Raw genomic sequence first — 26,799 nt, 5'->3', positions numbered from 1 at the left:
AAAAGAAAGTGAGGTATGAAACTCAATATATTTCGTTCATTATAGATCTGAACAAATTTTATATTTTACAACGTGTTATATCAAGACTAAATATACACTATATCAGTGTAAGTTGCGTGATAACAGTATATTTTTATTGTCTTTAGCAGTTTCAAATAATCGCTTAACTACAAGGTCAAGAGGGCTCGCAATTGCCTGTAAATCTTTTTTACCTACGTGAGTATATATCATAGTGGTTTCCGTTCTACTATGCCCCAGAAGTTCTTGTATATAACGTATGTCTACTCCGTTTTCTAGTAAATGAGTGGCGTAACTGTGTCTTAAAGTATGTGGCGTGACGTGTTTTGTTATTTTGGCTAGCTTACAAGAACGCTTTAAAAATGCCCGAATGCTTTCTGGACTATATTTTTCGCCGTGTATTCCTTCCACAAAGTATCGTTTGGGAGTGTATGTTGAAAGATAATTATAAAGAAGGGGCTTAAAACTTTCTGCCATTCCCACATACCGGTCTTTACGACCTTTTCCCTGGCGTATATGAAGTTGGTTTCGGTCTATGTCTAGATCACGCAATTCAAGATTTAAAAGCTCTCCTATACGTAAGCCACAGGAGTATATGAGTGCCAGAAGTGCGCGATGTTTCAGATTGCGTGTGGCTCTCAATAGATCAAGTATTTCTTGCGCACTTAAAACTTCAGGAAGCTTTTTTGACTTCTTAGGTTGTTGTAATGCTAAGTCTTCAATGCTTAGCTTTGGCGTAAAATGTATGAGGTGTTTAATCGCACTTATCATTTGACGGTGCGTACTTATAGCATAGTTATGGTTTTTTACACAGCTTCGTATATATAAACTTAGATCGTCTAGCTGTGCATCTGCTAGTGATTTCTTAGATAAGTAAATGGCAAAGCCTAAAACAAAACTATAATACGTACGTAATGTACTTTCACTAAAACGCTTTCCTCGTAAGTAGGTCACATATTTTTTAAGAATAGGAATATTAATAGGATCTACGAGATCTTTGCTTAAATTCTGGCGTTCTGTTTTTACAATATCTTTTGGTACGGGCTTCGATATATTAAATGCGGAATAATCTACAAAAAAGTCAAAGTCACGCAAATTTTTATACAAGGTATGTAACGTGGTAAAGCGCTCAAATATGTAAAAACAACTGTGAGTTTTACTATAAGAAACGTGGGCTATACGTTTTATCTTATTGCGATTTGAATCGTTATTTTCAAATTTTATACTATAGGCAGCCTCGTTTCTATGTATGAGGGGTTCTAGAACAACAGTATTCATAAAAAATGGCTTTACAGGTAAGTAAAGCCATAAATTAATAATATTCAACGATATATATGTTTTTTTTGAACTAAATCTACATAGCCTTACTGAAAAATAATGCGTTCATCATCAGTTTATTAGTACCATACCAGAAGGCTCTAAAATTGGTATTATCTGTAAATATCAGAACATCACCACGACCTGCAGACTGGTGTACAAATGGGCGGGTTTCTTTAAGAGCATCTAGATTTATAGAACTTATATAGCCACTTACTAATGGGGCGTCAGTATATTGTATTGGGTTTTTGTAACTGGTTTCATCAGCTTCAATAAATAATGTAGTATCTCTAAATAGATTAATATAATCAGACTCATAACCAAAGGCAATAGGGTGAGAGCGATCTAACTTAGCTTTAAAAATAGCACCACCTATTACCTGTGCACCATTAAAATCGCTACGCTGTTCAAAAGATATACCCTCAGCAGGATTTTCGGTCTCTTTAGTGCTAAAATCAATAAGTCCTTGTCTTTTAATCCATTTTGCAGAATTTTTAAAACCGACTAATGTACCACCATTACGAACCCAGGTAGCGATTTTTTCAGATTGTTCATCGCCTATAGACGATCCCCACGAGCTGGGCATAATGAGCGTGGTGTAATCACTTAAATCTGTGCTGCCCAGATTACGAGTATCTATTTTTGTTATAGAAATAGCAAAACGAGTATCTAATACGTGCCAGATTTCACCGGCATCAAGTGAACTTATTCCTTCGCCTACCAGCAAAGCAATCTTTAAAGGTTTTAACGCTTCAAACTGGCGGCTTCCTAAATCTATACCTTGTGTAGAGCCAGTCTTTACAGGAACTATATGTAAATGAGATGCTTTAGCAATTCCATCTAAAAAAGCATTCAACTCTTCATTTGTCAACTCTTGATTTTGTACCGGTATTAAAATGGTACCATAGTCATAGCGTTTACCGTTTAAAGTAAATGGTTGCATTGCCACTTTAGCGCGTATTCCTTTATTTAAAATACTATTAAGTGCCTTAGGGGCATAATAATTTGACCAGGGTAATAAATAGGCGTAGTCACTGTTTGCCAGTGTAAGAGCAGCTTCAAATTGTACCGAATCTATTTTAGAACTGGCAAGTGCTGCCGGTGCGGTCTCACTAAAATCAAGATTAAAAGCAAGGGGTAAACTCCACGCAGAAATATCATAAAACAAGCTGTCTTCAAAAGTGGTACGCTTTTCAAACATCGCATTCAACAACCGGCTATGTTTTTGATTTTTAGGAACTACATAGCTGGTTTCGGTAGTAAAAGAAAGGTCTTTTGTGGTGTAATTTTCTTTTGCCTTATATATAGCGATGTGATGACGTTCTAATAATTGAGCAAGTAGTGTTGCACGCGCAGGGTCTGTTTTACTGCCAAATATATAGGCATCTCCTGCTACTTCAGCTCTAGACTTAGCATAAAAATCGCGTTGATAATCTAGCAGTTTTGTACGCATTGCCTGTGCTGCCTCTAGCGTAGATAAAAATGCTGTAAACTGGTTACGTACTGTAAACGGAAACGTTAATATTCCATTTTCAGTTTCCTGTAAATGACCCCGAGAACTGGCCTGTTCAAATAAAATACCTATGCTTCCATTTATATCTGGGAAGGTAGAACCTTTTCCGTAGTAAAAGTCGTCATAGTCTTCTTCAGTATAATAAAGCGATCCTATTTTATCAAAGGCTTTTGCGTGGTAGGTTCCTATTTCTGCAGTTAATTCCTGATTCAATTTTGGAGTTAGCGGGTGTGTTCTACTGGGTATTCCCGGTTGAAAGAAAAACGAAGAATTGCTACCCATCTCGTGATGATCTGTTAAGATATTAGGATGCCAGTCGTGAAAGGTTTGAATACGGGCCTGAGATTCGGGTAATTGTGCCGGTAACCAGTCGCGGTTAAGGTCAAACCAATAATGATTAGAACGCCCACCCGGCCATACTTCGTCATATTCACGGTCTTGAGGGTCTGCGGTAAGCGTTACATTTTTATTAGTATTTGCCCAGTATGAGAAGCGCTGCAACCCGTCTGGATTAAAAGAAGGATCAAATAAAATAACGGTATTTTTTAAAAGCGCATCTATTTTAGGGCCTTGTGCAGCCGCTAAATAATACACAGCAAGTAATCCCGCATTAGAACCACTGGCCTCGTTACCGTGTATGCTCATACCTTGATAGGTCACAATGGGCATCTTCTCAGTATCTAAATTTTTTGCATCGGCTTCTGTAAGTGCAAGATGTTGTTGTTTTATGCTTTCTATATTGGCGTGATTTTCTGGCGAAGTGATGGTCAAAAGTAGTAGCGGTCTGCCTTCAAAAGTTACACCGCGACGCGCTAATGTGATGCGGGGAGAGGCAGCTGCCATTTTCTCCATATAATTTACAAGTAAGTCATGACTCACGTGCCATGTACCCGGTACATAACCTAAAATATCCTGAGGTTTAGGTATCGCTGCATCGTAAGTAACATCATTAGGAAGATAATAGTCGAGCGTAGGCGAAGTTACCTGAGCGCTGCAAAAAGGGATAATAACTAAAAGGAGCACTAATCTGAGTACATATTGCTGCATAAAGAGAAAGTTTTTTAATAACGCTTCCGCGGAAAATTTTAAGATTAAACGTCGTGTTTAAATATATTAATTAAAATACAATTACATCGTGAGTAGCTTGTAATGCTTGGGTTCAAATGGAGTTGTTAGGAATAAAATCTAAATTGTGATAACGGAAGCATTGATTTTAGTTTATTAAATGCGCATAAATAAGTAATTGGGATTAAAGAATTAGTTTAGGATTATGACATAAAAAAAGCCGCAAATAATGCGGCTTTAAACTGTTTTAGATTAGGCTATGCTTTAAATATCATCAAAACTTACATCTGTAAAAGCTTTGGCTGACTGTGCTTCTACAAGAATTTCTAAATCTTCATCTTTAGTGTAATCGCTTTGGTGACGCTCACTTATTACTTCTTCTCCTTTTTCATTAAGAATGTAACCGGTCATCTCATTTAAAATTTCTGAAAACCCTTCAAAATCTTCTTTGTATAAGTAGATTTTATGTTTTTTGTAGTGAAAAGAGCCATCGTCATTGGTAAACTTTTTACTTTCGGTAATGGTCAGGTAATAATCTCCTGCACGTGTAGATCGCACGTCAAAAAAGTACGTGCGTCTTCCTGCTCTTAATACTTTCGAGAATATCTCATCATTCCCCTTCATTTCATTATTGCTCATAATCTTGGTTTAATTGATACGCTTTATGCACTCAAAAATGGAAAAAAATTAAATGGTGTACAAAATTTTTATTCCATTTCTTTTTCGTCAAGTTGTTTTCGGTAAAGTTCTTGATAATATCCCGGTTGTTTTACAAGGTCATTATGAGTCCCTCGTTGTATGATTTCACCTTCTTCAAGAATAATTATTTTGTCTGCATTTTTTGCAGAAGAGATTCTGTGGCTAACTAAAATAGTGGTCTTTTGAGAAGAGATGCGTTTTAGGTTTGCTAAAATTTCTTCTTCGGTTTCTGTATCTACAGCAGATAAACTATCATCAAACAATAATATTTGTGGATCTTTTATAATCGCCCGGGCAATAGATACACGTTGTTTTTGACCACCACTTAAGGTAATTCCACGTTCGCCTAAAATAGTATCATAGCCCTTAGAAAATTCTACAATATTTTTATCTACCACGGCATTTTTTGCGGCTTCAACTACCTCGGCATCGGTCGCTTTACTGTTACCAAATTTTATATTTTCTTTGATACTATCACTAAATAAAAAGGCTTCCTGCGGCACATAGCCTATACTGGTGCGCAGGTCTTTTAGATTAAATGATTCTATAGGTTTTTGATCTATTAAAATAACACCGCCATTAGTATCGTATAAACGGGCTATAAGCTCAAGAATGGTAGATTTACCAGAGCCTGTTTTACCTATTATTGCAATTGTTTCACCTTCTTCTACTTCAAAAGATACATTTTTTAAAGCCGTAATATTAGTGTCATCATAAGTGAACGTTACATTATCAAATGTAATTCTTCCGGTAACGGGCGTATGTTCTGTTGTATTATTTACAATTTCGGGCTGTTCTTTTAAAAACTCGTTAATCCGTTTTTGAGAAGCTTCCGCTTGTTGCACCAGAGAAGTGATCCACCCTACAGATGCCACAGGCCAGGTTAGCATATTTACGTAAATTAAAAACTCTACAATTACACCCAGATCTGGTATTGTTCCGTCTATATATTGTTTTCCACCTATATAAAGCACCAGTAAATTACTTGCGCCTATAAGAGCAATCATTAACGGGAAGAAAAACGCCTGTACTTTTACAAGATCCAGGTTTTTCTGTTTGCTGGTTTCAGACAACTCTGTAAAATTTTCAAAAGTTTGAGATTCGAGTCCATAGGCTTTAATTACACCTATTCCACTAAAAGATTCCTGAGTAAACGTGCTCAAATGGGATAAATATTGCTGAACCACAATACTGCGTGCGTGAATTAATTTACTCAATTGATAAATCGCCACAGATAATATAGGTAACGGAATAATTACATAAAGCGTTAGGGTAGGAGCGGTGTAGTACATATAGGGGATTACCGTAGCAAATAAAATAACGGTGGTAACACCGTACATAATCGCGGGGCCTAAGTACATACGTACTTTGCTTACATCCTCACTTATACGGTTCATAAGATCGCCGGTTCGGTTTTTCTTATAAAAATTTAAAGATAAATTCTGGTATTGGTTATACACCTCATTTTTTAAATCGGCTTCCATGTATCTGGAAACCACAATAAACATCTGTCGCATTAAAAAAGTGAAAAATGCAGAAAGTAGTGCCGCTCCCAGCAACATCAGCAAAGTCATCAATAATTGATGTTTTAATTCGCTGAGTTGGCCTCCGTTAGTCATATAATTCTCGACATATTTTACCATATCGCCAGAAAATTTAGGCGTAAGTATGGCAAAAATGCGGGCTATAACAACAATGAAAAAGCCTAATATGAGCTTCCATTTATACTTATTAAAATATTTATTAAGGTGTTGCAGTTCTTTCATAGCGTATTTTAATCTGCTGCGTACAATCTATTTTTTAATGTAAAAAATAAGGTGCAATCAACAGTGGCGCAAAGATAAACGATTAGACTGTATTTGAGGGCTTGAGTTTTTTGAGATAAAAAACAAAATACCTTGCTAAGAACTCTTAGATATCATGTATTTTTGCAGCGTTTTTGAAGAGAACCATCCTATTGATGCTCATCTTCAAAAAATTGATATATCAAACATCAAAAGTTCTTTAAAGCTATGCTCAATAGACGGCACATTCGCATAAAGGTAATGCAAGCGCTTTACGCCTTAAGTCAATCTGAAAACCAGGATTTGATTAAAGAAGAAAAATTTATGAATGCGAGTACGGCACAGATGTACGACTTGTATCTTGTAATGGTAGATTTACTGGTAGAAATTCACGCTCACGCGAAAGATTTTTTAGAGAAATCTCAACAAAAAATGTTAGCGACAGAGTCTGACAAAAATCCCAATCTAAAGTTTGTAAACAATAAGGTACTCGTAAGCCTTGCCGAAAATGAACTTCTTCAAAAAGAACTTAAAAAAGCAAAACTTAACAACTGGCGTTTAGATAGCGAGTATGTAGTTCTTATTTATGAGAGTCTTATAGAAAGTGAGTTCTTTGAAGAATATATGCTGAAGCCTGAAACCGACTTTAAGGAGGACAAGAATTTTGTCATTCAATTTTTTACAGAACTGGTAGCGCCTAACGATAAGTTATACGAGTATCTTGAAGATTACAGAATCACATGGATAGATGATTTACCGGTGGTAAATACAACGATCATTAAGCGACTTTCAAAATTAAAACCAAATTCTCCTGAGTCTACTATCTTACCTAAATTGTACAAAGATGAAGAAGATCGCCAGTACGCAAAAGATTTGTTGCTGCGTACCTCTCGTAATGATGCGGAGTTTGAAGCAGAAATTTTAGGAAACACCCCTAACTGGGATCAGGATCGTATCGCAACACTAGATAAGATTTTAATCAAAATGGCATTGTGTGAATTTTTAAAATTTGCCTCAATACCGGTAAAGGTTACAATTAATGAATATTTAGAGCTTTCTAAAGAATATTCAACCCCTAAGAGTAGTATTTTTATTAACGGTGTTTTAGATCGTCTTGTAAAAAAATACAAATTAGAAGGAAGGCTTAACAAAGCCGGCCGCGGGCTAATTGAGTAATAAATAAAATCGTATTTTTGAGACCCTTTTAAAAAATGATATCAATATGAAAAAAGTATTTCTGGCAGCTGGTTTAATAGCTGCATTAGCATTTACAGGTTGTAAAGACAACGCATCTGAAAAAGTTAAAGGCGAAAACGTAGAAATGGCAGCTAATCGTGATGCTAACGCAACTGCATTTCCAAAAATGGAATTTGAAGAGAGTGAGTATGATTTTGGTAATATAGAACGTGGTACGGGTGTAGAACATGTTTTTAAATTTAAAAACACAGGTGATGCACCTTTAGTAATAGTTGACGCAACAAGTACTTGTGGGTGTACTGTTCCTAGTTTTCCTGAAGAGCCTATCGCTCCTGGTGACACAGGAGAACTTCTAGTTAAGTATAATGGAAGTGGTATGAACGCAGTAACTAAAATTGTAACTGTAAAATCTAATACTCAAAAAGGAACTGAAACAGTAAAAATTACCGCATTTGTGAAGTCTGAACAAGGACCTACAAATAACGGATAAGCACCACTAAATGGAACAAATAACAAGTTTTTTACCCATACTCCTAATGATTGCTGTCGTGTATCTTTTTATGATACGCCCGCAAATGAAACGCCAAAAAGATGAAAAGAAATTTGGCGAAGCTTTAAAAAGAGGAGACCGGGTAATTACAAAAAGTGGTCTTCACGGAAAGATCTTAGAACTTAATGAAAGTACAGTAGTACTGGAGAGCGGAGCCGGCAAAATGATTTTTGAACGTTCTGCACTCTCATTAGAATTAACTAGGAAGCTTAATGAGCCTGCTAAAGCCGCAGTTGTTAAGAAAAAGTAATTTTACAAACTTCTTCATAAAAAAAAATCCCGATGCATTTGCATCGGGATTTTTTATTTTATTCAAATAAACAATAGCTCTGAATACTTAAAATTTTAGAACCATTAATTATTTTCAATATTATTGTACGATAAATATACTCGCTATTGTATTCACTTCAGACATGGTTAAAGGTTCGTCAAAAGCAGCCGTTACCGCACCGTTTCCGCCAAAATCACTAAACATACCAGCTAAATCAACACCACCTTGAACTGTATTAGATTCTGGAGTTGCACCACCGTATATTCCTGCAAATTGAGAGGGAAGTGTGTTTTCAGAATTTGTAATCCATCCTTTTTCACCGCGCATTCTGCGTACTTGAGATGCGTGACGAGCTTCAACCGAATGTATTTGTAATGCATATTCCAGTAAAGTGCCGTCATTAGCAAGAGCTCCCGCCTGACCTTTATATGCCCTTACACCTGTATCTTCAAATCCTTGTGCTAATGCCATAAACGTAGGATAATCGTTAAAAGGATCTAAATTTAAATCACCACCGGTAAAGTCAAATGTGGGTTTAGAAACAGCATTATCACCCAGTGCGCCTAAAAGAAATTTTACGTGCTCGTCTTCGTGAGTAGAAATTGTTTGAAAAACGGCCATATCATCACTGTCAATTACGCCACTGTCTAAGCCCATAGCGTAAAATTCTTGCTCTAAATATTCTAATGTAAGTGCAAAGTTTAATACATCAAGATTTGAGGCCTGAAATGCAGCTGATGCCATTGACATCGTAGCAGCTTTTGATTTTGAACTGGTCGCGGCTAATCCGAATGGGATTGAAGCTAGTGCTACACCTTTACCGAATGATTTAATATGATCGAAAGATTCTCTACGTGAACCCTTAGCATTAAGGATTTCTTTATTAGATAGAGTTTCTAGAAGTTTTATGAAATTCATAATAATAGTTTTTTGTGATTAATTAATTATACAAATGCCTTAGCAGTGAAATTGGTTTTTATAAAACCTAAACTAGATACTGCTGCAAGAATATCTGCAGGAGGTGTTGCTTTGTCAAAGGCAGGAGCCGTACCTGCAAGACCTATTAGAATATCATTTCCTGCAAAATCCATAGAACCTGGATTTTTTAAGTCTCTAAACGCAGATGCGTGACGCGCTTCTACTGAAACAATTTTACCAGCAAGGCCTAAATAAATTTGACCAGCTGCATCGTCAACTGTAATTAATTTACCTGCACCATTATATGCTGCTACACCCGTATCTTCTAAAGCGATTGCTGTATTTATAACAAAATCTTCACTATCAAACTGAGAATCTGCTCCAAAATCTATTTCTAAATCTGGTAAAACCATATCAGCAGATACAGCTGAACTAATTGCTGTTCTAAAAAATTCACGGTGTATAACTTCATGATTATAAACATCAGTAAGTAACTGTTGAACTGTAGCTGAAGCTCCTTGATAATATCCACCTGCAACAACTTTAGCATAAAATGCCGCCTCTAGTTGCTCAAGAGCATATGCATAATTTAAAATTGCAAGATTGCCTGAACCAAGATCGAAGACATCATTTCCCATCATATTGCCATTATCATCATCATCACTACAAGATGCGAGTAATAGTCCAGAACCTACAACAGCTAGGCCGCTCACTTTTAAAAAGTTTCTGCGGTTTCTACCTACAGTTTGAGTTTTTACCTCAATCGATTTTTTCATTTTCATAACGTTTGAATTTCTTTGGTTATTAATACTTATGGAAACTTACGAGGAAAATGAAGCTAGGGTTTTGATAGAATTCGGTTTAACAAATGTTTAAGATTTACAGTATAGAATACGTATTTCTTTAACAATAATTATCAAAAATTTTTATGAATAATGTCTTAAAATATTTACAAATCATTTTGTTAAAAGTGTGAACTGAGTACTAATAATGGACAATTTTTCAATAAAAAAAAGCTTAAAGAGGTAATATTGATAATAAAGGAGAGTGAAAATTTACTTAAGTAACTTCTGCAAAGAAAAAAATATTATTTTTAGTAATTAATTACATTCAAAATTGAAATCGATTATTTTATAAGAATAATTTTTCTTGTAATTAAAATGCCACCATTCTGTACGTATGGTTTCAAAACCAAAAAGCATCATACCCTCTTGTAGAATCTGTCTGTTTTCAAGAACTTCGTTTGGCAAGTTTTTGTTATCAATATGAGCTTCTCTTCCAAAAAAATCGTGATCTGTTCCCATATTTACCGGCGTACCATCTAATTTTTCAAGACTTATATCTACTGCGGCACCTCTATTATGTACAGAACCACTTTTGTAGGGATTAGCAACATACTGCGCATTGGGAAAAGCAGCCCACATTTTTTTCTGAGCACTTACGGGTCTGTAGCAATCAAAGAGTACAATTCGATAACCCTTCTCACAAAAGTAATGATTAGCAGCTTTTAAAGCTTCTGCAACCTCGGGACGTAGATAACAAGCTGCACATTCATAGAAAGCTTCTTTTAAAAAATTATTACTACTAGCGTAGCGTATATCATAAGTGAAACCGTCTTTTAGCGTATCTAAAAGAATTAGGTTGGTTTTAGTCTCTTGTGCTTTTGTAAAGCTGAAAATAAATAAGCTAAAGCAGAGGAAGTAGAATTTCATTTATTAAAATTGAATTGCTTCAGCTTCAAAAAACTGAAATTTAAAGATAAAAATAAACCGGTTATGCCTTGCCTGCCAGATATTTTCTATCCATCCAGAAAGTCCCAAATGGGATAATTGAACACGCCAAAACTATTAGTAATGTTTTAAAATTCCAGTTTAATTCGGTTTTCACAACTATAGCCATAACCACGTAAACTAAAAATAAAACACCATGAGCCATTCCTATAATTTGATTAGGCATACCCATTTCAAAAATATACTTAAGAGGCATGGTTACAAATAAAATAAGCAATAGCGATATTCCTTCAAGTATGCTTATAATCTGAAAAGCTTTAATCATGAAACTAAATTAAAAATTGCTGCACCATAAATTGCAAAACGCACAAAGCGTAATAAACCAAAAAGGAGGTAGTTTACAAATGGATATTTAATCATTCCTGCTGCCAAACTACTTACTGCAAAAGGAACCGGTAAAATTGCACCTACAACGATTAAAAAACCACCCCATTTACGGGCATTTTTTAAATGTTTAGCCATTTTCACCTCCAGATATTCATGTACTGCATGAATACGTGTAGATGCGCGCCCTGTGAAATAACTAATAATTCCGCCGGCGTAAGATAAAATTGCTATAAGTGACAGGTATAAAATTGGATCTGGCATTTTATCACTCCACGCAATGAAAATTTCAGGTGGTATGAGTCCCAATATACTTTCCGAAAGAAAGAAGACAAACAGCACCCAAAATGGTGGGAACGTGTCTGTCATTTTAATTAACAATTCATTTATATCAATTACAAAATAATGAATACATACGAGCGCTATTACAAATACTAAAAGTGGGGTAAGTGCTTTTTTGAGACTACTGCCCACAAATGAATAGAACCCCGTATACTTGTAATACTGGTGTAACAATTGAAGTCTGGACTTTTTCTCTTTTTTACGTTCTGAAGTCATCCAATTAATTTTTTGCAAAGATACTTCTTGAAATACAGGATAACAACGTTGTTTGCCTTTATATTATCTTCTTAATACAGTTTTGGGAAAACTTTAAAATATCAGTTTTTCTTCTGCGTATATTTAAAGTTAATTTTAGCCTATGGATAAATTTAAAGACAAAGTAGCTCTAATTACAGGAGGTACAAAAGGAATAGGTAGAGGAGTTGCTGAAGCACTTCTTGAACTGGGAATGAATGTAGCGATTACGAGTAGAACACTTAGTAGTGCTGAAGAAGTTGCTGCAGATTTAAACGAAAAGTTTAAAGGTAAAGGCAGAGCATTAGGATTGAAAGCCGATGTACGAAATTTTGAAAGTCAGGTGCAGGCCGTTGACAATTTAATTGCAGAATTTGGTAAGCTAGATGTTCTGGTTGCTAACGCCGGTTTAGGTCATTTTGGTAATATTAAAGACTTAACTGTTGAGGAATGGCAAGAGACTATAGATACTAATTTAACAGGTGTTTTCTATAGTGTTAAAGCTTCGTTAGCACATTTAAAACAGGCTAAAGGATATATATTTACCATATCGAGCCTTGCAGGAACTAATTTCTTTGCAGGTGGTACTGCTTATAACGCCAGCAAATTTGGTTTAACCGGTTTTACACAGGCGATGATGTTAGATCTTAGGGACGATGATATAAAAGTCTCCACGATTATGCCGGGTTCGGTAGCCACTCATTTTAATGATCACGAGCCTTCTGAAAAAGATAGCTGGAAAATTCAGAGTGAAGATATAGGGGAGCTTGTAGTTGATTTGATAAAGATGAATCCGCGTACATTACCAAGTAAAATTGAAGTACGACCATCTAAACCACCTAAAAGTTAGAGATTTTAGCTTTAAGCATAAAAAAAACACCCAGTAAAATGGGTGTTTTTTTATGTAATATTTTAGAAGAACTTTTAGTTCTCTTCAGCGTAGATCTGCATCGCTTCAACGTAAGCTCTTAAATCTAGTCGGTTTGTTTTATTTTCAGGTTCAGCTAATAGGTTTAAAAGGTATAAAAGACTTTCAGCAGGTTCTGAACTATTATCCTGCTCATCTAATAACTCTTCATAACCTTCAATAGGCTCTTCTTCAGGAATAGGAATATCAAAAGTCTGGTAAGCCTCAATATGTTCAAAAACTAATCGTATAGTTTTAGCTAATAATGGGCGTTCTTCTTCAACAGCATACGGTCTTAGATTTTGTAAATCTTCAACAACAGTATTGGTAATGATACCATTTTGCTCAACATCTGAAATGAGCTTGTTTAATAGTTTTATCGCTTTTTGATTCTTCAAAATGAATTTTTTAATGTTGTTACAAAGGTAACAGATTAGGTATTTTTTTGTTATCTCGAGAGCTACTTTTTTTATGTTTTAATGAACAATATTTTTTTTAGTGGTAACCGCTTGAAAATACAGCAATTCTATTTTTTTTATTTTAGAAAATTATTTAACCCTTATAAATAATTTAATTCCTTATTTAAACTTGTGAGAAGCCCTTTAAATGCCTTATTTTTGCAAGATTCACTACAAAACAAAGCTACTTTTGAGCGATAAGGCAATAGGACAGGACACAGACAGCGGCAAAGAACTATACAGTTATCAAGAAAATGATCTTGATCGAATTTTTACTTGTATAGAAGAATCTCCAGATGATTTTAATCTTTTATATCAACTTCCTACGGGTGGAGGTAAAACTGTTATTTTTTCGGAAATAGTACGTAGATACATTAGGGAAAAACAGAAAAAGGTGGTTATTTTAACACACCGAATAGAACTTTCTGCGCAAACTTCTAAGATGCTTAAAACATTTAATGTACCTAATATGGTCATTAATAGTAAAGTTAAAACCTTAGAAGGTAATGAAGATTATATGTGTTACGTTGCGATGGTTGAGACGTTAAATAACCGTTTGCAAGATGAACAAATAGACATAAAAGATATAGGTCTTGTCATTATTGATGAAGCACATTACAATTCATTTAGAAAACTTTTTAGTTATTTTAAAGATGCATTTATTTTAGGCGTTACGGCAACGCCTTTAAGTTCTAATGTGAAGTTGCCCATGAAAGATAACTATCGCAAACTCATAATAGGAGAAAGCATAGGATCTTTAATAGAAAAAGGTTTTTTAGCGAAAGCTAACATGCATACCTATGATGTAGGACTTAAAACACTACAGGTAGGTATAAATGGAGATTATACCGTAAAATCTTCTGAAATTTTATATACCAATCAAAGCATGCAGGAAAAATTACTTGCAGCTTATGAAGAACAGGCAAAAGGTACTAAAACCCTAATCTTTAATAACGGTATTAATACCTCACGCTATGTATATGAGACGTTTAAGGAAGCAGGGTATGATGTGAGGCATCTTGACAATACGCATACTAATAAAGAGCGAAAACAAATCTTAAAGTGGTTTAAGCATACACCAGATGCTATATTAACTTCTGTAAGTATATTAACGACCGGCTTTGATGAGCCATCTGTAGAAACGATTATCTTAAACAGAGCAACACGATCGCTTACCCTATATTTTCAAATGATAGGTAGGGGTTCACGTGTTCTACCCGATAAAAAGAAGTTTGAAGTTATTGATTTAGGAAATAATATGGCGCGTTTTGGTCTTTGGGATGCACCTATGGACTGGAATGATATTTTCTTATATCCAGATTTTTATTTAGAAAATTTAGTAAGTGACGAAGAAATAGAGCGCAATTTTGAATATGTGATGCCTCCTGAGTTACGTGCAGAATTCAGTAAAAGTGCTGATATTTCTTTTGATATCAAGAAAGAATACGAAGATGTTTTTGCAAAAGGCTTAAAATCTAAGGAAGCTTTAGAACGTTCTATAGATCAACATGCAAAAATTGTTTTTGAGAATTCTGAAGACATTTTTGATGCTCGTATTCTGGCTCGTGAACTTAAAGACGAAATTCAATATAGAATTCGTCTGTATTCTTACTGTATTATGAAGAATACAAAAAACTATAAAAATTGGTTAGAAGAAGATTACAACCGTAAGTTACGTTTGAAATTAAGTCAAATGTATGCCAGTGTTACAGCTACTAACTAACTTTTATGAGCAAATTTAAAATCGCCTTATTAGCAATTCTGTTTTATTCATTTTCAAACAGTGCTACATTATATGCCCAGGTTGGTAATAGTGAACTTGGAGCCTGGTATAGTTATTTTTTTAGTACTGGCCTTGGTGAAAGTGGTTTTGGAGTGATGGGTGATGTACAGCATCGAAATTATAAGGTGACTAGTGACTTTCAGCAATTAATATTAAGAGCGGGACTTACTTATAAGATCAAAGAAACACCTTTAAAACTTGTTGCCGGTTACTCATATTTTAATTCTGGAACCCCGGGTGAAGATAATTCTCAAACAATAGAAAATAGATATTATCAAGACCTAATATGGAGCCAAAAAATAGGAAGCCGTATTTCCTTTAATCACCGCATTCGGTTTGAAGAGCGCTTTATTCAAAATCAAGATTTTAGAACGCGCTATCGTTACGCTTTGAATGTAAGAGCACCCTTAAATAATAAGGAGCTTGTGCCTAATGCGCTCTATTTGTGGGCTGCTGGAGAGGTTTTTATAAATGGTCAAAAGCAGACGGGTTCTGGCACTGTAAATCTATATGACCGAACCTGGTTGTTTAGCGGTTTAGGGTATGAAATAAATAAGCCTTTACGTTTAGAGCTCGCTTATATGCGTGAAGTTATTAATACAGCTACTAAGGGTCAGTTAATTATGAGTTTATTCCATAATTTTTAATTTTTTTAACAACTAGTCCTGTTCATTTATAAGTAAATTTGAAACGTGATTAAGAAAAGTAACATATTAAAATCGGGCATCAGATTAATGCTGGTTTTGGCGTTCTTTTCATTTAAGATTCTTGATCTTCATAAGTATTCTCATACAAATGATTCAGCTAAAGGTAGCCACTGTGAACTTTGTTTACTCACGCAGCATTCTAAAAAAAGCTTAGATTTAGATTTACCGGCTGTATTTGAGTTTAATGTTCTGGAGCCTATTTTAATATATAAAGATTCCGTTTTTTATACTGAATTTATTAAAGTTACCCGATTTCCGTTCGGAAGATCACTCAACAAAGCACCACCCATTTTATCAGTTTAATCCCTTCTCGGGATTTTTAGAAGTTTCTGACTTCATTTGAGGTATTAGATTAGACTTTAATGTTTACAATCTAATTGCCTACTATTTATTTGATTTTAAGAATATACTGAATTATTCAGCCTATTTAAACCAGGAATTAAAATCAAGTAAAAGCTTCGTAAACTCTGGTTTATGGTAGCTAACTTAAACTGACAACAATCCTTTAATAAGGTTATTCAATTCCAAAATATGAAATTATTCTGTCTTGGGTTATTGCTGATTTGTACATTAAATCTGCAAGCTCAAAAATGCAACTATAGCATTAGCGGAGCCGTACGTGATTTTCACGATGGTAATGTATTAGTAAACGCTACGCTTAGTGTAAATGGTTATGATATTTATTCGGTTTCTGATTTTGATGGTAATTATAAATTAAATGGTCTTTGTGCAGGATCCTACACGATTACCATTACACATCCTGAGTGTGAAGTTGCAGAATTTACAGTTCGGCTTTCGGGTGATGTAAAACGCGACTTTAAACTAGAGCATCATACCGAAGAGCTCAATGCAGTTACGGTAAGAGGCGAGAATATAAATAAAGGGTCTGCGTCTGCAACAGAAGCTGTTTTACATACTGAAACACTCGAGAATTACAGTAATGCCAGTTTAGGAGATGCGCTGCGCGAAATTCCAGGTGTATCCTCACTCAATACGGGTAGTACTGTGGTAAAGCCTGTAATACAAGGTTTACACAGTAGTCGTGTGCTTATTATAAATAACGGTACCCGTATGGAAGATCAGGAGTGGGGCGTAGAACACGCACCTAATCTTGATTTAAATACTGCATCATCGATTACGGTGGTTAAAGGTGCAGGTGCACTGCGGTATGGTGGTGATGCTGTAGGTGGTGTAATTGTTACTGATGTTCCTAAAGCTCCTGTTAAAGACACGCTTTTTGGAAAAACTATTCTTAGTGGGGCTACTAATGGTCGGAGCTTAGGGGTTACTACAAGCTTATTAAAAGCTTTTAAATCTGGCTTTTATATTTTGGGTCAGGGGACTACAAAATTTGCCGGGGATTTAGAAAGTCCTGATTATGTTTTGTCTAATACCGGTTTGCAGGAACATGACTTTTCGATTGGTTTTGGGCTTAATAAGTTTACCTACGGTTTTGATGCTTACTATAGCTTTTATAATTCTGAAGTTGGAATTTTACGAGCCAGTCATATAGGAAATGTAAGTGATCTGATTCGGGCTATAAATAGTGGTGTACCTAATTTAGTTTCAGATTTCACCTATGGTATAAATGCTCCTAAGCAAGATGTGCAGCATCACCTGGCTAAATTTAGTTTCTTTAAGCGATTTGAAAATGCAGGGAAATTGAGTTTAGATTATTCTTTTCAACAGAATAACAGAAAGGAATTTGATATTCGACGAGGAGATGATAGCGATAAGCCATCTTTAGATTTGCAGCTAACTACACATACGCTTGCGACAAATTTTCTATATGATGCTACAACCGGCTTTAAAGCTAATCTAGGGGCGGAGGGTTCGTATCAGGAGAATTTTCCCAATCCTAATACCGGAATACGTAGGTTAATTCCAGATTATGAGATGTATACCTTTGGGGCATATATTACTGCAGATTTTGATGTAACAGACCAGTTGCGCATTGATGGCGGTGTGCGTTATGATTACAGTAATGTAGATGCCCAGAAATTCTATCAAAATAGTCGCTGGGAAGAGCGCGGCTATGAAGCAGATTTTGGAAATCTTGTAGTTAATCGCCTCGAAAACCAGTTACTTGTTAACCCAGTTTTTGATTATCATAACTTTTCAGGAACCCTGGGAGCACGGTATAATCTAGCTACAAATTGGGATCTTAAACTTAATCTAAGCACAGCTTCTAGAGCTCCTAATCCTGCAGAACTATTCAGTGATGGGTTACATCATTCTGCGGCAATTATCGAATTGGGAGATCTAAGATTAGAGAAAGAGCAGTCGTATAAGGCGAGTTTAGAGCTTAATGGTCAAACAGGTGGGTTTTCCTTCGGAATAAATCCGTTTTACAACCGTATCAATGATTTTATAATTTTGGAGCCAAACGGACTTCAGTTTACAAATCGTGGTGCTTTTCCTGTTTATCAATATGCTCAGGTAGACGCGCGTCTTTATGGTATTGACATTCAAGCTGGCTATGCTTTAAATACAAATTTTAATTTAACCTCGGCATTTGCATACGTAAATGGTCAGGATTTAAAGCGAAATCGTGCATTAATAGATATGCCTGCTCCGAATTTGAATACAACGCTTTCTTTTACAAAACCTGAATGGAATAATTTAAATCTATCTATAAGAAATCAAGGTGTGTTTAAACAAACGCGCTTTCCTGATAATGATTTTGAGGTGACCTATATAAATGATGGAGGCCAACAAACAACTGAAACGGTTGCAGTAAGTAAACCTCCCGCCGGTTATAGTTTATTTCATTTTGCATCTTCAGTAGATTTAAATGTGTTTAAACAATCCCAATTGACCTTAGGTTTATACGTGGATAATGTTTTAAATACTGCGTACCGAGATTACCTGAATCGTCAGCGTTATTTTGCTGATGATCTTGGTAGAAATTTTAGAATACAATTAAAACTTAACTATTAAATTTTAAAACAAACATTTTATGAAAACTATTAAATATTCAATCTTAGCTTTAGTCGCTTTAATCAACTTAAACTCTTGCTCCTCTGATGATGATTCAACTCCCGAAATTATTAACGAGGAAGAAGTTATTACTACTGTAGAAGTTGTTTTAACTCCTACTACAGGTGATGCTGTTACACTAAAATCAATTGACCTTGATGGTGATGGGCCTAATGCTCCAGTATTATCTGTATCAGGACCATTGCAGGTAGGAATGCTTTATAATGGTGTTGTTACGCTTAAAAATGAAACCGTATCTCCAGTAAAAGTAATTAATGAAGAAATAGAAGAGGAAGCAGATGAGCATCAGTTTTTTTACCGTATAACTGGTGGTCTTGATGCTACCGTTACCTATACTGATTCTGAAAATGATTATTTATCTAACAATAGTACTAACCCTGTAGGACTTCAATTTTCTTTACAAGCAAATGCAGCTTCTTCGGGAGGATTAACTATTACTTTAATTCACGAACCTGCAAAAGATGCAGCTGGTGTGGTGAATGGTGATATAACAAATGCAGCCGGAGAAACAGATGTTGAGCAAACCTTCAATTTAAGTATTGAATAGTTACAAAGTAAGGTTAACAAAAAACGGGCTTCGATATAATCGAAGCCCGTTTTTTATTTAAATAATAAGTTGTCGCTTAACCTAAATAGGTTTTTAGCACTTTACTTCTTGAAGTATGGCGTAATCTGCGAATTCCTTTTTCACGGATTTGACGTACGCGTTCACGGCTTAAATCAAACATTTCTCCAATTTCCTGAAGCGTATGTGGTTGCTCGCCACCTAAACCATAATTTAATTTAATAACATCAGACTCACGAGGAGAAAGTGTTTCTAAAGCACGTTCGATTTCTGTTCCTAATGATTCCTGCATTAAGTCTGCATCAGGATTAGGTGATTCGCCAGATTTCAATACATCATATAGGTTTGAGTCGTTCTCACCTTCTTTAAAAGGTGCATCCATTGAAAGATTACGACCTGAGTTCTTCATAGCTAATTTTACTTTAGCTACAGTCATATCAAGTTCTTTAGCAATCTCATCTGCAGATGGTGGGCGCTCTAAACTTTGCTCTAAGTAAGAAAACGCTTTGTTAATCTTGCTTATCGTACCAATCTTGTTAAGAGGTAAACGCACAGTTCTTGAATGTTCTGAAATGGCCTGTAAAATAGACTGGCGAATCCACCAAACCGCGTAGGAGATAAATTTAAATCCACGGGTTTCGTCAAATCGTTTAGCTGCCTTTACAAGTCCTACATTACCTTCGTTAATTAAATCTGGTAATTTTAAACCCTGGTTTTGGTATTGTTTAGCAACAGATACCACAAAACGCAAATTAGCCTTCGTCAATCGTTCTAAAGCTATCTGATCGCCTTCCCGAATGCGTTGTGCCAACTCGACCTCCTCATCAGCCGTAATCATATCGAGCTTACTTACATCTTGTAAATAGGTATTTAAAGATTTTGATTCCCGATTGGTTACCTGCTTGGTGATTTTGAGTTGTCTCATATTAAAAATTTAGTTTTTAAATGTAAATAGGATGTAGTATAACATGGATTATTGTCAAATCAAAATTATAATGCAATTTTATGATGCAATTGGCATAATTGTTTGATTTTCTTCTTATCACTTACAATGAGAATCATCCTAATTATCCTCATTCTTGTTTTTTCTTTTTAAAAACGAAAAGAATCCTTTTTTAGTGTCATCCTTTCCTGATTCCGGTTTATTATTATCATCTGTAAATTCTAGATCTTCATCTGGGTTTACAGATTCATTTTCAGTTCTAATTATGGTACCATTATCATCTAGGTAAACCTGTTTCTTAGTATTTACTTCTTCCTTTCCGCCGCCAAAAATGTTTGCAAGAAAAGATTGAACCTGAGAAGTACTGTCTCTAACAATAGGCGGGCAACTTAAAGCTTCAGAAACCGAACCTGAAGGAGCCGCAAAACGTTGCTTTGTAAGTTTAGTATAGGTGGTGTCTGCGTTCATACGCTGCATAAACTTCGCATAAATGGGTAATGCGGAATTTGCTCCTGCACCTATTCCCGTGCTGCTAAAACCTATTCTATAATCATCGTTACCTACCCAGGTTACTGCAACCATATAGGGTGTAAGTCCTACAAACCACCCGTCCTTATTATCTTGAGTTGTTCCTGTCTTACCTGCAATGTCATTTTTTAACTTATACTTATACCTTAGTCGGGATGCAGTCCCTTCACTTACAGTACCGCGCATCATTTGTACCATAGCTTCTCTGGTAAAGTTGCGCATAACCGACTTTTCTGGAGTAACGGGTTTAAAATCAGCAATAGTCTTACCGGCTTTATCTGTAATTTTAGTGATATAATAAGTTTTCATGGGTTTTCCTTTATTTAAAAAGGATGTATACGCCGAAGCTAGATCTCGTATTTTTATCTGCGCAGTACCTAAAGCTAACGAAGGTACGCGAGGTAGTTTTGAGGTAATACCCATTCTTTTTGCCTGTGCAATTACATTGTCTATACCAACATCTAATAAAACTTTTACAGCAACCGTATTTACAGAGTTACTCAAAGCTCCTTTTAAAGAATAGGACACACTCGTACTATCAGATCCTCCTGAGTTTGCAGGAGACCAACTTTTATTATTAAAATAATACACTTCCTGATCTGCACTATAATATGTGCAGGGAGCGATATCTTTTTCTAATGCAGTTGCATAAACAAAGGGTTTAAAAGTAGACCCCACCATACGTTCACTTTGACTTACGTGATCGTATTTAAAATTATTAAAATCTATACCACCTATGTAAGCTAATACACCACCGGTTTCTGGTTCTAATGCCAGAAAACCACAATTTAAAAGTGATAAATAATGAGCAATACTGTCTCTTGTAGATATATTTTGAGTAGTTTTCTTAGGATCCCAGTCAAAAACAGTGCGTTCTGACTTAACACTTAGAGAATCATTAATTTGCTCTTCAGTAAGTCCGGCTTTTTCAAGACGCTTATAAATGTCTAATTTCTTTAAATTAGGCTCTAGAATGGCATCTTTTTTCCAGGGAGCATAATTACCATAAGCTTTCTCGTATTGTGCCTGCAGCTCGGCCATATGCTCTTTCATAGCTTCTTCTGCATATACCTGTAAATTTTTATCTAAGGTAGTATGTATTGTAAGACCATCCTGATACAAATCATATGGAGAACCATCTTCTTTCTTATAATTCTTAAGAATTTCACGAGCTTCTTTACGTATAAGTTCTCTAAAGTAGGGGGCTATTCCTAAATCTGAATGTTTTTGATAATTAAGTCGAATGGTGTCACGTTCCATTCCCATAGTATCCTGAGGTTTTAGGTAGTCATAACGTAACATTTGTTTTAAAACTACATCTCTTCTACGTTTTGCATTTTCTGGATACAGTCTTGGATTGTAGCTGTTATTTGCCTTTAGCGTACCCACGAGAATTGCAGATTCGCTTAAAGTCAATTCTTCGGTACTTTTATTAAAAAATTTCTGACTGGCGCTTTCTATTCCGAAGGTATTATCAGGAAAGGGTACAGTATTGAGATATAGATTTAGAATTTCATTCTTACTATAAACGTCTTCGAGACGCTGCGCTAATATAAATTCTTTAAACTTAGAAACTACAAGGCTCAAAGCACCACCTTCGCGGCGATCATAAATATTCTTAACCAGCTGTTGTGTTAAGGTACTACCGCCACCTGCAGAATCATCCTGCATCAATAGGGTTTTAAAAAAAACTCTAAATAAGCTCCGCTTATCTATACCGTCGTGCTTGTAAAAACGCACATCTTCTGTAGCGACAAGAGCGTCTTTAAGATGTTTAGGAATTTCATTAAAAGCAATAGGTCTTCTATCAAAGATGTAATACTTTCCTATTTCTTCGCCATTACGATCAACTAGCTGAGTAGCTAATGATTGCTCTAAGTGAGTTAACTCATACCTTGAAGGAAGAGAGCCCCAGGCACCTAGATAAATACTAAAGAAAAATAGTGAGAATATAAGGAATAAACCACTAATAGCGATTGCAGGGTAACGCACCCATTTAATCTTCATTAACGAATTAAACTTTATAGATAAGAACCGGGAAAAAACTAATGCCTTTTTTACCGATTTCTTTTCATACAATTTTAAAACAAGTTCTTTAAAATTGTTATTTAACCTATTTAGTAGCGGGGTCTTCATACAGACCGCAAAGGTACATGTATTATTTTCTTACAGGCTAATAGCTTTACATTTGTTTAACAACAATTTTAAATTATTTAAGCTACTAAAATTTTCTCATCTATAAGAGTAAAATCTAGACTGTTGCATTTATAAGATGCTGAAAAACAGACGTCAATATAAAAGCAGTAATAATAATTCGAAATTTAATTTACAAGCTCTTTGATTGTGTAGCTTCAATTTAATGCAAGTGAGACCTTAATGGTAAAACGTAAATGTGATATTTAGGCGCAATTTTCAGCATAAATTTTAATAATTATTAAGTTAAAAGAGTGTGGAAAGTAAAAGAGTTCCCAACACGCAAAGAACTATAGATAAAATACCTCCTATAAAGAGAAAATGCTTGAATCTGTAAATGCCTAAATTATAAATAAGGGTATTGGTTTGATAACCTACAGGAGTAAAAAAGCTGAAATTTGCAGCAAACATTACTGCAAGTAAAAATGGTTTTGCAGGTAACTCTAAGCCGGCTGCAACAGAAATTGCAATAGGCGCCATAATAACAGCCGTGGCGTTATTAGAAACACTACCACTCATTATCATGGTTATTAAAAAAATAGCTCCTAAAATAAAAAGTTTATCTTTTCCTTCAAATAAAATAAGTAATTGGTCTGATAACCATATATCTGCACCGCTATTTGTCATGGCAACTCCTAACGGAATCATACCTGCAAGTAAGAAGAATATCTGCCAATCTACTTTTGTGTAAATTTTATTCATTTCTAAGCAGTTTGTAGCAAGTAATAGTGCCATACCCGTAAGTGAACTGGCTAAAATACTTAATACGCCACTAGCGGCTAATCCTATAACAGCGAGTAAGACTGCAGTTGCAATATATTTTTTAGTTTTATTTTTTGGCTGAAAAGGTTCGTGTGTTTTTAGAATTACAACTCCTTCAAGATTATTGAGTTCATTAACACTCGATTTATCAGTTTCTAAAAGTATACGATCTCCCGGTTTTATGCGTATTTGATCAAGATTTTTACGTATGAGACGTTCTTTAGTATTTCTAAGATTTTTTCTTTTTTTAATCGCAATGGGCAAAATACCCTGTAGATTAAATCTTTTAAGATCACTAAGTGTACTGCCTAAAAACACCGACCCTGGCAAAATTAGAATCTCTAAAAGCTGAATGGCAATGGGTTCTTTTTTAGCTTTTTCAGATTCTAACTTGATATCTTTAGGTATATCTACAAGTTGATCTGATGTTTCTGCAGGTTTCTCTTCTTTATGCGCTCCATCAGTCATTATTCGCTCTAGATTATCAATATCTGCCATAACAACAAGTTCGTCTCCAGATTGTAGAGTAATGTATTTTCCCGGGGCGTTTGTTGTTACACCATTACGTACTAATTTTAGTAAGGTTACATCACTGGCTTCTTTTAAAAAAGTATCATTTATGGTTTTGCCTACTAATGGTGAAGAGGGCTTTATGGTTATAGTAGTTATGAGTTCGTCAATTTCATAAGCCAACTCTAAACTTTCAGAAGGATCTTTTTTAGGTAAGAAACGTGAAGCTATAGTCACTATGATAATACCTGCAACCAGAAAGATACCACCCATCCAGGCAAATTCGAAGAAACCTAGTTTATCAACGCCCCGATTCTGAGCAATTGAATTTACGATTAGGTTTGTAGAGGTTCCCATAAGTGTACAGCTTCCGCCTAAAATACCGGCAAAAGAAACCGGTAAGAGTAACTTTCCGGCAGGAATACCAAAACGTTCAGAAAGTTGAAAAATAATTTTAATGAAAACAATTACAACTGCAGTTGTACTTATAAATGCAGAAATACCTGCGGTAATAAACATAAATGTAGGTATCAATATCAGTAACGGTAAGATACTGAGACGTTGCAGACCCTGAGCAAACCAGGCAATTACTCCATTATCTTCTAGCGCAATGGCTATAATCATTAAGGAGAGTACGGTAATAGTTGCCGAGTTAGAAAAACCGCTTATGGCCTCTTCTGGCGTCACCAGTCCTAGTAAGACTAGTGAGACAATAATAAAAATAGCAATCTTATCTACTGGAAATAATTCTGTGACAAAAAAGAAGATGGTTAAACCAAGTATGATAAAAACTTCTAATATTGCTATATCCATAAATTGAGCTCTTAAAAAGTTTAAATTTATATTGAAACTTCTTACGTAGTTCATAAATATTACTTAATAATAAATATATCGTTAGCTAATTATTCAACTAACATTTTAGTAAATTTTTCTTCAAATGTATACTGCTATCAGAGAACATATCGAAAAAATAGTCCCACTTACAGCTCTCGAATTTGAAGAGTTTAAGAGCATACTCAGTATTCATAAACTGCGAAAGAAGGAAACACTTATAATTCCGGGAAATCGGGTAGATACTGAATTTTATGTCGTTAAAGGTTGTTTAAAAGCCTATCATACTTCTGAGAGCGGTGATAGATCTATAGTTCAATTTGCTATTGAAGACTGGTGGATTAGTGACTTTAAGGCTTTTTTTAATGAGACTACGGCAAAATTAACTGTAGAGTGTATTGAAGATTCTGTTGTATTAGGTTTAAAAAAAGCGGCCTTAGAAGAACTGTATATACGCATTCCTAAGTTTGAACGTTTTTTTAGAATAAAAACGACCCGAGCCTTTATAAGTTTAACTGGTCGCATTCAGAATGCATTAGAAAAGGAAAGTAGTGATTTGTATATTGATTTTTGTAAATCGTATCCTAATATTGAGCAGCGCGTTCCTAATTATGAGATAGCAAGCTATCTGGGTATAAAGCCAGAATCGCTTAGTCGTATTCGCAAAGAGATTACATTAAATAGTTTGCAATAGCTATTTAACAAGGCTTAACAGTATTTTGCGCAACTTAACATTAAGCACTAACATACCTCAATTAGATTCGTTAGTTACCGCAATACCTTTGTAACTCAAAATATACAAATTATGAGTTTACAAAATAAAACAGTTATAGTTACAGGTGCTTCAAGTGGAATAGGTGAGGCTACAGCAAAAACATTAGCAAAAGCAGGCGCAAACGTAGTACTGTCTGCAAGACGTACAGATCGCTTAAAGGATTTAAAAGAGACTATTGAAAAAGAGGGTGGGAAAGCACACGTTATTACGGCAGATGTAACCAGCAAAGACGATTGGAAAAGAGTTATTGAAGAAACCCATAAAATTTATGGTAAGGTTGATATTCTTGTAAATAACGCCGGTCTTATGCCATTATCCTTTATTGAAAATTTAAAAGTAGATGAATGGGATAAAATGGTTGATGTAAACATTAAGGGAGTTCTTAATGGTGTTGCCAGTGTTGTACCCGATATGAAAGAAAGTAAATCTGGACATATCATTAATATTTCTTCTGTAGCAGGTAGAAAAATTATGCCAGCGGGAGCAGTGTATTGTGCAACTAAATATGCCGTACGTGCCTTAAGTGAAGGAATACGTTTAGAAATGGGACCTAAGTACAATACTAAAGTAACTTCAATTGAACCAGGCTTTGTGGCTACCGAATTAACCAATACAATTACTGATGATGATGTTAAAGATATGATGTCTCAATATGAAGATTTAACAATGTTACAATCACAGGATATTGCAGATTCTATTTACTATGCCTTGACACAACCAGGTCACAGTAGTGTAAATGAAATTTTAATACGCCCTACTAATCAGGAGTTGTAATAAAAACCAATATAAGTATATATAAAACAGAGCCTTGCATT

The 26,799-nt window shown here is 35.2% G+C and carries 24 protein-coding genes; 11 read left to right on the top strand and 13 right to left on the bottom strand.

Going from position 1 to position 26,799, the window contains the following annotated elements; genetic code table 11:
* Positions 1-102: 102 nt before the first annotated feature.
* The 4 genes from ACEN25_RS03655 to ACEN25_RS03640 form a co-directional block, all read right to left on the bottom strand.
* Positions 103-1,296 carry a tyrosine-type recombinase/integrase gene (locus tag ACEN25_RS03655; RefSeq protein ID WP_441801700.1) on the bottom strand — a complete coding sequence of 398 codons (1,194 nt, stop codon included), beginning with the start codon at positions 1,294-1,296 and terminating at the stop codon, positions 103-105.
* 76 nt (positions 1,297-1,372) lie between these two features.
* Positions 1,373-3,895 (bottom strand): M14 family metallopeptidase, encoded by a 2,523-nt coding sequence (locus ACEN25_RS03650; protein WP_441801699.1) that lies wholly within the window; start codon positions 3,893-3,895, stop codon positions 1,373-1,375.
* A gap of 282 nt (positions 3,896-4,177) precedes the next feature.
* The gene (locus ACEN25_RS03645; protein ID WP_028375099.1) at positions 4,178-4,552 is read right to left on the bottom strand and encodes a PUR family DNA/RNA-binding protein; all 375 of its coding nucleotides are present in this window, start codon (positions 4,550-4,552) and stop codon (positions 4,178-4,180) included.
* Between the two features lie 68 nt (positions 4,553-4,620).
* Positions 4,621-6,378, bottom strand: coding sequence for an ABC transporter ATP-binding protein (locus tag ACEN25_RS03640; protein ID WP_441801698.1), 1,758 nt, complete (start codon positions 6,376-6,378; stop codon positions 4,621-4,623).
* A gap of 246 nt (positions 6,379-6,624) precedes the next feature.
* On the opposite strand from ACEN25_RS03640, the gene nusB reads away from it, so the two are divergent.
* From nusB to yajC, 3 genes are read left to right on the top strand one after another with little or no spacing between them, the layout of a single operon-like run.
* Positions 6,625-7,572, top strand: coding sequence for a transcription antitermination factor NusB (nusB, locus tag ACEN25_RS03635; RefSeq protein ID WP_441801697.1), 948 nt, complete (start codon positions 6,625-6,627; stop codon positions 7,570-7,572).
* Positions 7,573-7,618: 46 nt separating this feature from the next.
* On the top strand, positions 7,619-8,083 hold the full coding sequence (locus ACEN25_RS03630; RefSeq protein ID WP_441801696.1) for a DUF1573 domain-containing protein: 465 nt from the start codon (positions 7,619-7,621) through the stop codon (positions 8,081-8,083).
* A 10-nt stretch (positions 8,084-8,093) separates the two neighbouring features.
* The gene (gene yajC, locus ACEN25_RS03625) at positions 8,094-8,393 is read left to right on the top strand and encodes a preprotein translocase subunit YajC (protein ID WP_441801695.1); all 300 of its coding nucleotides are present in this window, start codon (positions 8,094-8,096) and stop codon (positions 8,391-8,393) included.
* Between the two features lie 120 nt (positions 8,394-8,513).
* Here yajC and ACEN25_RS03620 read toward each other — a convergent pair whose 3' ends face one another.
* From ACEN25_RS03620 to ACEN25_RS03600, 5 genes are all read right to left on the bottom strand, one after another.
* Positions 8,514-9,332, bottom strand: a complete 819-nt coding sequence (locus ACEN25_RS03620) for a ferritin-like domain-containing protein (RefSeq protein WP_441801694.1) — start codon at positions 9,330-9,332, stop codon at positions 8,514-8,516.
* A gap of 26 nt (positions 9,333-9,358) precedes the next feature.
* The gene (locus ACEN25_RS03615) at positions 9,359-10,108 is read right to left on the bottom strand and encodes a ferritin-like domain-containing protein (protein WP_441801693.1); all 750 of its coding nucleotides are present in this window, start codon (positions 10,106-10,108) and stop codon (positions 9,359-9,361) included.
* Positions 10,109-10,432: 324 nt separating this feature from the next.
* Entirely contained in the window at positions 10,433-11,044 is a 612-nt protein-coding gene (locus tag ACEN25_RS03610) for a M15 family metallopeptidase (RefSeq protein ID WP_441801692.1), read from the bottom strand.
* A 61-nt stretch (positions 11,045-11,105) separates the two neighbouring features.
* Positions 11,106-11,387: a DUF3817 domain-containing protein gene (locus tag ACEN25_RS03605; protein WP_441801691.1), complete on the bottom strand. Its 282-nt coding sequence runs from the start codon at positions 11,385-11,387 to the stop codon at positions 11,106-11,108.
* Positions 11,384-12,004 carry a YqaA family protein gene (locus tag ACEN25_RS03600; protein ID WP_441801710.1) on the bottom strand — a complete coding sequence of 207 codons (621 nt, stop codon included), beginning with the start codon at positions 12,002-12,004 and terminating at the stop codon, positions 11,384-11,386. Before ACEN25_RS03600 ends, ACEN25_RS03605 begins: the two co-directional genes overlap by 4 nt.
* A gap of 142 nt (positions 12,005-12,146) precedes the next feature.
* Here ACEN25_RS03600 and ACEN25_RS03595 point away from each other — a divergent pair, with 142 nt between their 5' ends.
* Positions 12,147-12,872, top strand: a complete 726-nt coding sequence (locus ACEN25_RS03595) for an SDR family oxidoreductase (RefSeq protein WP_441801690.1) — start codon at positions 12,147-12,149, stop codon at positions 12,870-12,872.
* Positions 12,873-12,946: 74 nt separating this feature from the next.
* On the opposite strand, the gene ACEN25_RS03590 is transcribed toward ACEN25_RS03595, so the two are convergent.
* Complete coding sequence (locus tag ACEN25_RS03590; protein ID WP_441801689.1) at positions 12,947-13,327, bottom strand: hypothetical protein; 381 nt, start codon at positions 13,325-13,327, stop codon at positions 12,947-12,949.
* A 250-nt stretch (positions 13,328-13,577) separates the two neighbouring features.
* Between ACEN25_RS03590 and ACEN25_RS03585 the strand changes: the two genes are divergently transcribed.
* The 5 genes from ACEN25_RS03585 (at position 13,578) to ACEN25_RS03565 (ending at position 19,424) form a co-directional block, all read left to right on the top strand.
* Positions 13,578-15,110 (top strand): DEAD/DEAH box helicase, encoded by a 1,533-nt coding sequence (locus ACEN25_RS03585; RefSeq protein WP_028375111.1) that lies wholly within the window; start codon positions 13,578-13,580, stop codon positions 15,108-15,110.
* A gap of 5 nt (positions 15,111-15,115) precedes the next feature.
* A complete protein-coding gene (locus tag ACEN25_RS03580; protein ID WP_441801688.1) occupies positions 15,116-15,817 on the top strand; it encodes a DUF2490 domain-containing protein in 702 nt (233 codons plus the stop codon).
* A gap of 45 nt (positions 15,818-15,862) precedes the next feature.
* Positions 15,863-16,180, top strand: coding sequence for a hypothetical protein (locus tag ACEN25_RS03575; protein WP_441801687.1), 318 nt, complete (start codon positions 15,863-15,865; stop codon positions 16,178-16,180).
* Between the two features lie 228 nt (positions 16,181-16,408).
* The gene (locus ACEN25_RS03570) at positions 16,409-18,817 is read left to right on the top strand and encodes a TonB-dependent receptor (protein WP_441801686.1); all 2,409 of its coding nucleotides are present in this window, start codon (positions 16,409-16,411) and stop codon (positions 18,815-18,817) included.
* Between the two features lie 19 nt (positions 18,818-18,836).
* On the top strand, positions 18,837-19,424 hold the full coding sequence (locus tag ACEN25_RS03565) for a type 1 periplasmic binding fold superfamily protein (RefSeq protein WP_441801685.1): 588 nt from the start codon (positions 18,837-18,839) through the stop codon (positions 19,422-19,424).
* 76 nt (positions 19,425-19,500) lie between these two features.
* On the opposite strand, the gene ACEN25_RS03560 is transcribed toward ACEN25_RS03565, so the two are convergent.
* From ACEN25_RS03560 to ACEN25_RS03550, 3 genes are all read right to left on the bottom strand, one after another.
* The gene (locus tag ACEN25_RS03560) at positions 19,501-20,367 is read right to left on the bottom strand and encodes a sigma-70 family RNA polymerase sigma factor (protein ID WP_028375116.1); all 867 of its coding nucleotides are present in this window, start codon (positions 20,365-20,367) and stop codon (positions 19,501-19,503) included.
* A gap of 138 nt (positions 20,368-20,505) precedes the next feature.
* Positions 20,506-22,920 (bottom strand): transglycosylase domain-containing protein, encoded by a 2,415-nt coding sequence (locus tag ACEN25_RS03555; protein WP_441801684.1) that lies wholly within the window; start codon positions 22,918-22,920, stop codon positions 20,506-20,508.
* A gap of 432 nt (positions 22,921-23,352) precedes the next feature.
* Positions 23,353-25,191, bottom strand: coding sequence for an SLC13 family permease (locus tag ACEN25_RS03550; protein ID WP_441801709.1), 1,839 nt, complete (start codon positions 25,189-25,191; stop codon positions 23,353-23,355).
* 124 nt (positions 25,192-25,315) lie between these two features.
* On the opposite strand from ACEN25_RS03550, the gene ACEN25_RS03545 reads away from it, so the two are divergent.
* Both ACEN25_RS03545 and ACEN25_RS03540 read left to right on the top strand, forming a co-directional pair.
* Positions 25,316-25,903 (top strand): Crp/Fnr family transcriptional regulator, encoded by a 588-nt coding sequence (locus ACEN25_RS03545; RefSeq protein ID WP_441801683.1) that lies wholly within the window; start codon positions 25,316-25,318, stop codon positions 25,901-25,903.
* Positions 25,904-26,014: 111 nt separating this feature from the next.
* A complete protein-coding gene (locus ACEN25_RS03540) occupies positions 26,015-26,758 on the top strand; it encodes an SDR family oxidoreductase (RefSeq protein ID WP_441801682.1) in 744 nt (247 codons plus the stop codon).
* The last annotated feature ends 41 nt before the right edge of the window (positions 26,759-26,799 follow it).

Source organism: Leeuwenhoekiella sp. W20_SRS_FM14, assembly GCF_052119605.1.
GTDB lineage: Bacteria > Bacteroidota > Bacteroidia > Flavobacteriales > Flavobacteriaceae > Leeuwenhoekiella.
This window is presented reverse-complemented; position numbering and strand designations above follow the sequence as displayed.

What these genes read in the sequence shown, in the direction of transcription:
- ACEN25_RS03655 (WP_441801700.1), bottom strand. Translation starts at nt 1,296, where the DNA reads ATGAATACTGTTGTTCTAGAACCCCTCATACATAGAAACGAGGCTGCC.
- ACEN25_RS03580 (WP_441801688.1), top strand. Translation starts at nt 15,116, where the DNA reads ATGAGCAAATTTAAAATCGCCTTATTAGCAATTCTGTTTTATTCATTT.
- ACEN25_RS03545 (WP_441801683.1), top strand. Translation starts at nt 25,316, where the DNA reads ATGTATACTGCTATCAGAGAACATATCGAAAAAATAGTCCCACTTACA.
- ACEN25_RS03640 (WP_441801698.1), bottom strand. Translation starts at nt 6,378, where the DNA reads ATGAAAGAACTGCAACACCTTAATAAATATTTTAATAAGTATAAATGG.
- ACEN25_RS03605 (WP_441801691.1), bottom strand. Translation starts at nt 11,387, where the DNA reads ATGATTAAAGCTTTTCAGATTATAAGCATACTTGAAGGAATATCGCTA.
- ACEN25_RS03615 (WP_441801693.1), bottom strand. Translation starts at nt 10,108, where the DNA reads ATGAAAAAATCGATTGAGGTAAAAACTCAAACTGTAGGTAGAAACCGC.
- ACEN25_RS03565 (WP_441801685.1), top strand. Translation starts at nt 18,837, where the DNA reads ATGAAAACTATTAAATATTCAATCTTAGCTTTAGTCGCTTTAATCAAC.
- ACEN25_RS03570 (WP_441801686.1), top strand. Translation starts at nt 16,409, where the DNA reads ATGAAATTATTCTGTCTTGGGTTATTGCTGATTTGTACATTAAATCTG.
- ACEN25_RS03555 (WP_441801684.1), bottom strand. Translation starts at nt 22,920, where the DNA reads ATGAAGATTAAATGGGTGCGTTACCCTGCAATCGCTATTAGTGGTTTA.
- ACEN25_RS03620 (WP_441801694.1), bottom strand. Translation starts at nt 9,332, where the DNA reads ATGAATTTCATAAAACTTCTAGAAACTCTATCTAATAAAGAAATCCTT.
- ACEN25_RS03540 (WP_441801682.1), top strand. Translation starts at nt 26,015, where the DNA reads ATGAGTTTACAAAATAAAACAGTTATAGTTACAGGTGCTTCAAGTGGA.
- ACEN25_RS03595 (WP_441801690.1), top strand. Translation starts at nt 12,147, where the DNA reads ATGGATAAATTTAAAGACAAAGTAGCTCTAATTACAGGAGGTACAAAA.
- ACEN25_RS03630 (WP_441801696.1), top strand. Translation starts at nt 7,619, where the DNA reads ATGAAAAAAGTATTTCTGGCAGCTGGTTTAATAGCTGCATTAGCATTT.
- nusB (WP_441801697.1), top strand. Translation starts at nt 6,625, where the DNA reads ATGCTCAATAGACGGCACATTCGCATAAAGGTAATGCAAGCGCTTTAC.
- ACEN25_RS03645 (WP_028375099.1), bottom strand. Translation starts at nt 4,552, where the DNA reads ATGAGCAATAATGAAATGAAGGGGAATGATGAGATATTCTCGAAAGTA.
- ACEN25_RS03610 (WP_441801692.1), bottom strand. Translation starts at nt 11,044, where the DNA reads ATGAAATTCTACTTCCTCTGCTTTAGCTTATTTATTTTCAGCTTTACA.
- yajC (WP_441801695.1), top strand. Translation starts at nt 8,094, where the DNA reads ATGGAACAAATAACAAGTTTTTTACCCATACTCCTAATGATTGCTGTC.
- ACEN25_RS03600 (WP_441801710.1), bottom strand. Translation starts at nt 12,004, where the DNA reads ATGACTTCAGAACGTAAAAAAGAGAAAAAGTCCAGACTTCAATTGTTA.
- ACEN25_RS03650 (WP_441801699.1), bottom strand. Translation starts at nt 3,895, where the DNA reads ATGCAGCAATATGTACTCAGATTAGTGCTCCTTTTAGTTATTATCCCT.
- ACEN25_RS03560 (WP_028375116.1), bottom strand. Translation starts at nt 20,367, where the DNA reads ATGAGACAACTCAAAATCACCAAGCAGGTAACCAATCGGGAATCAAAA.
- ACEN25_RS03550 (WP_441801709.1), bottom strand. Translation starts at nt 25,191, where the DNA reads ATGGATATAGCAATATTAGAAGTTTTTATCATACTTGGTTTAACCATC.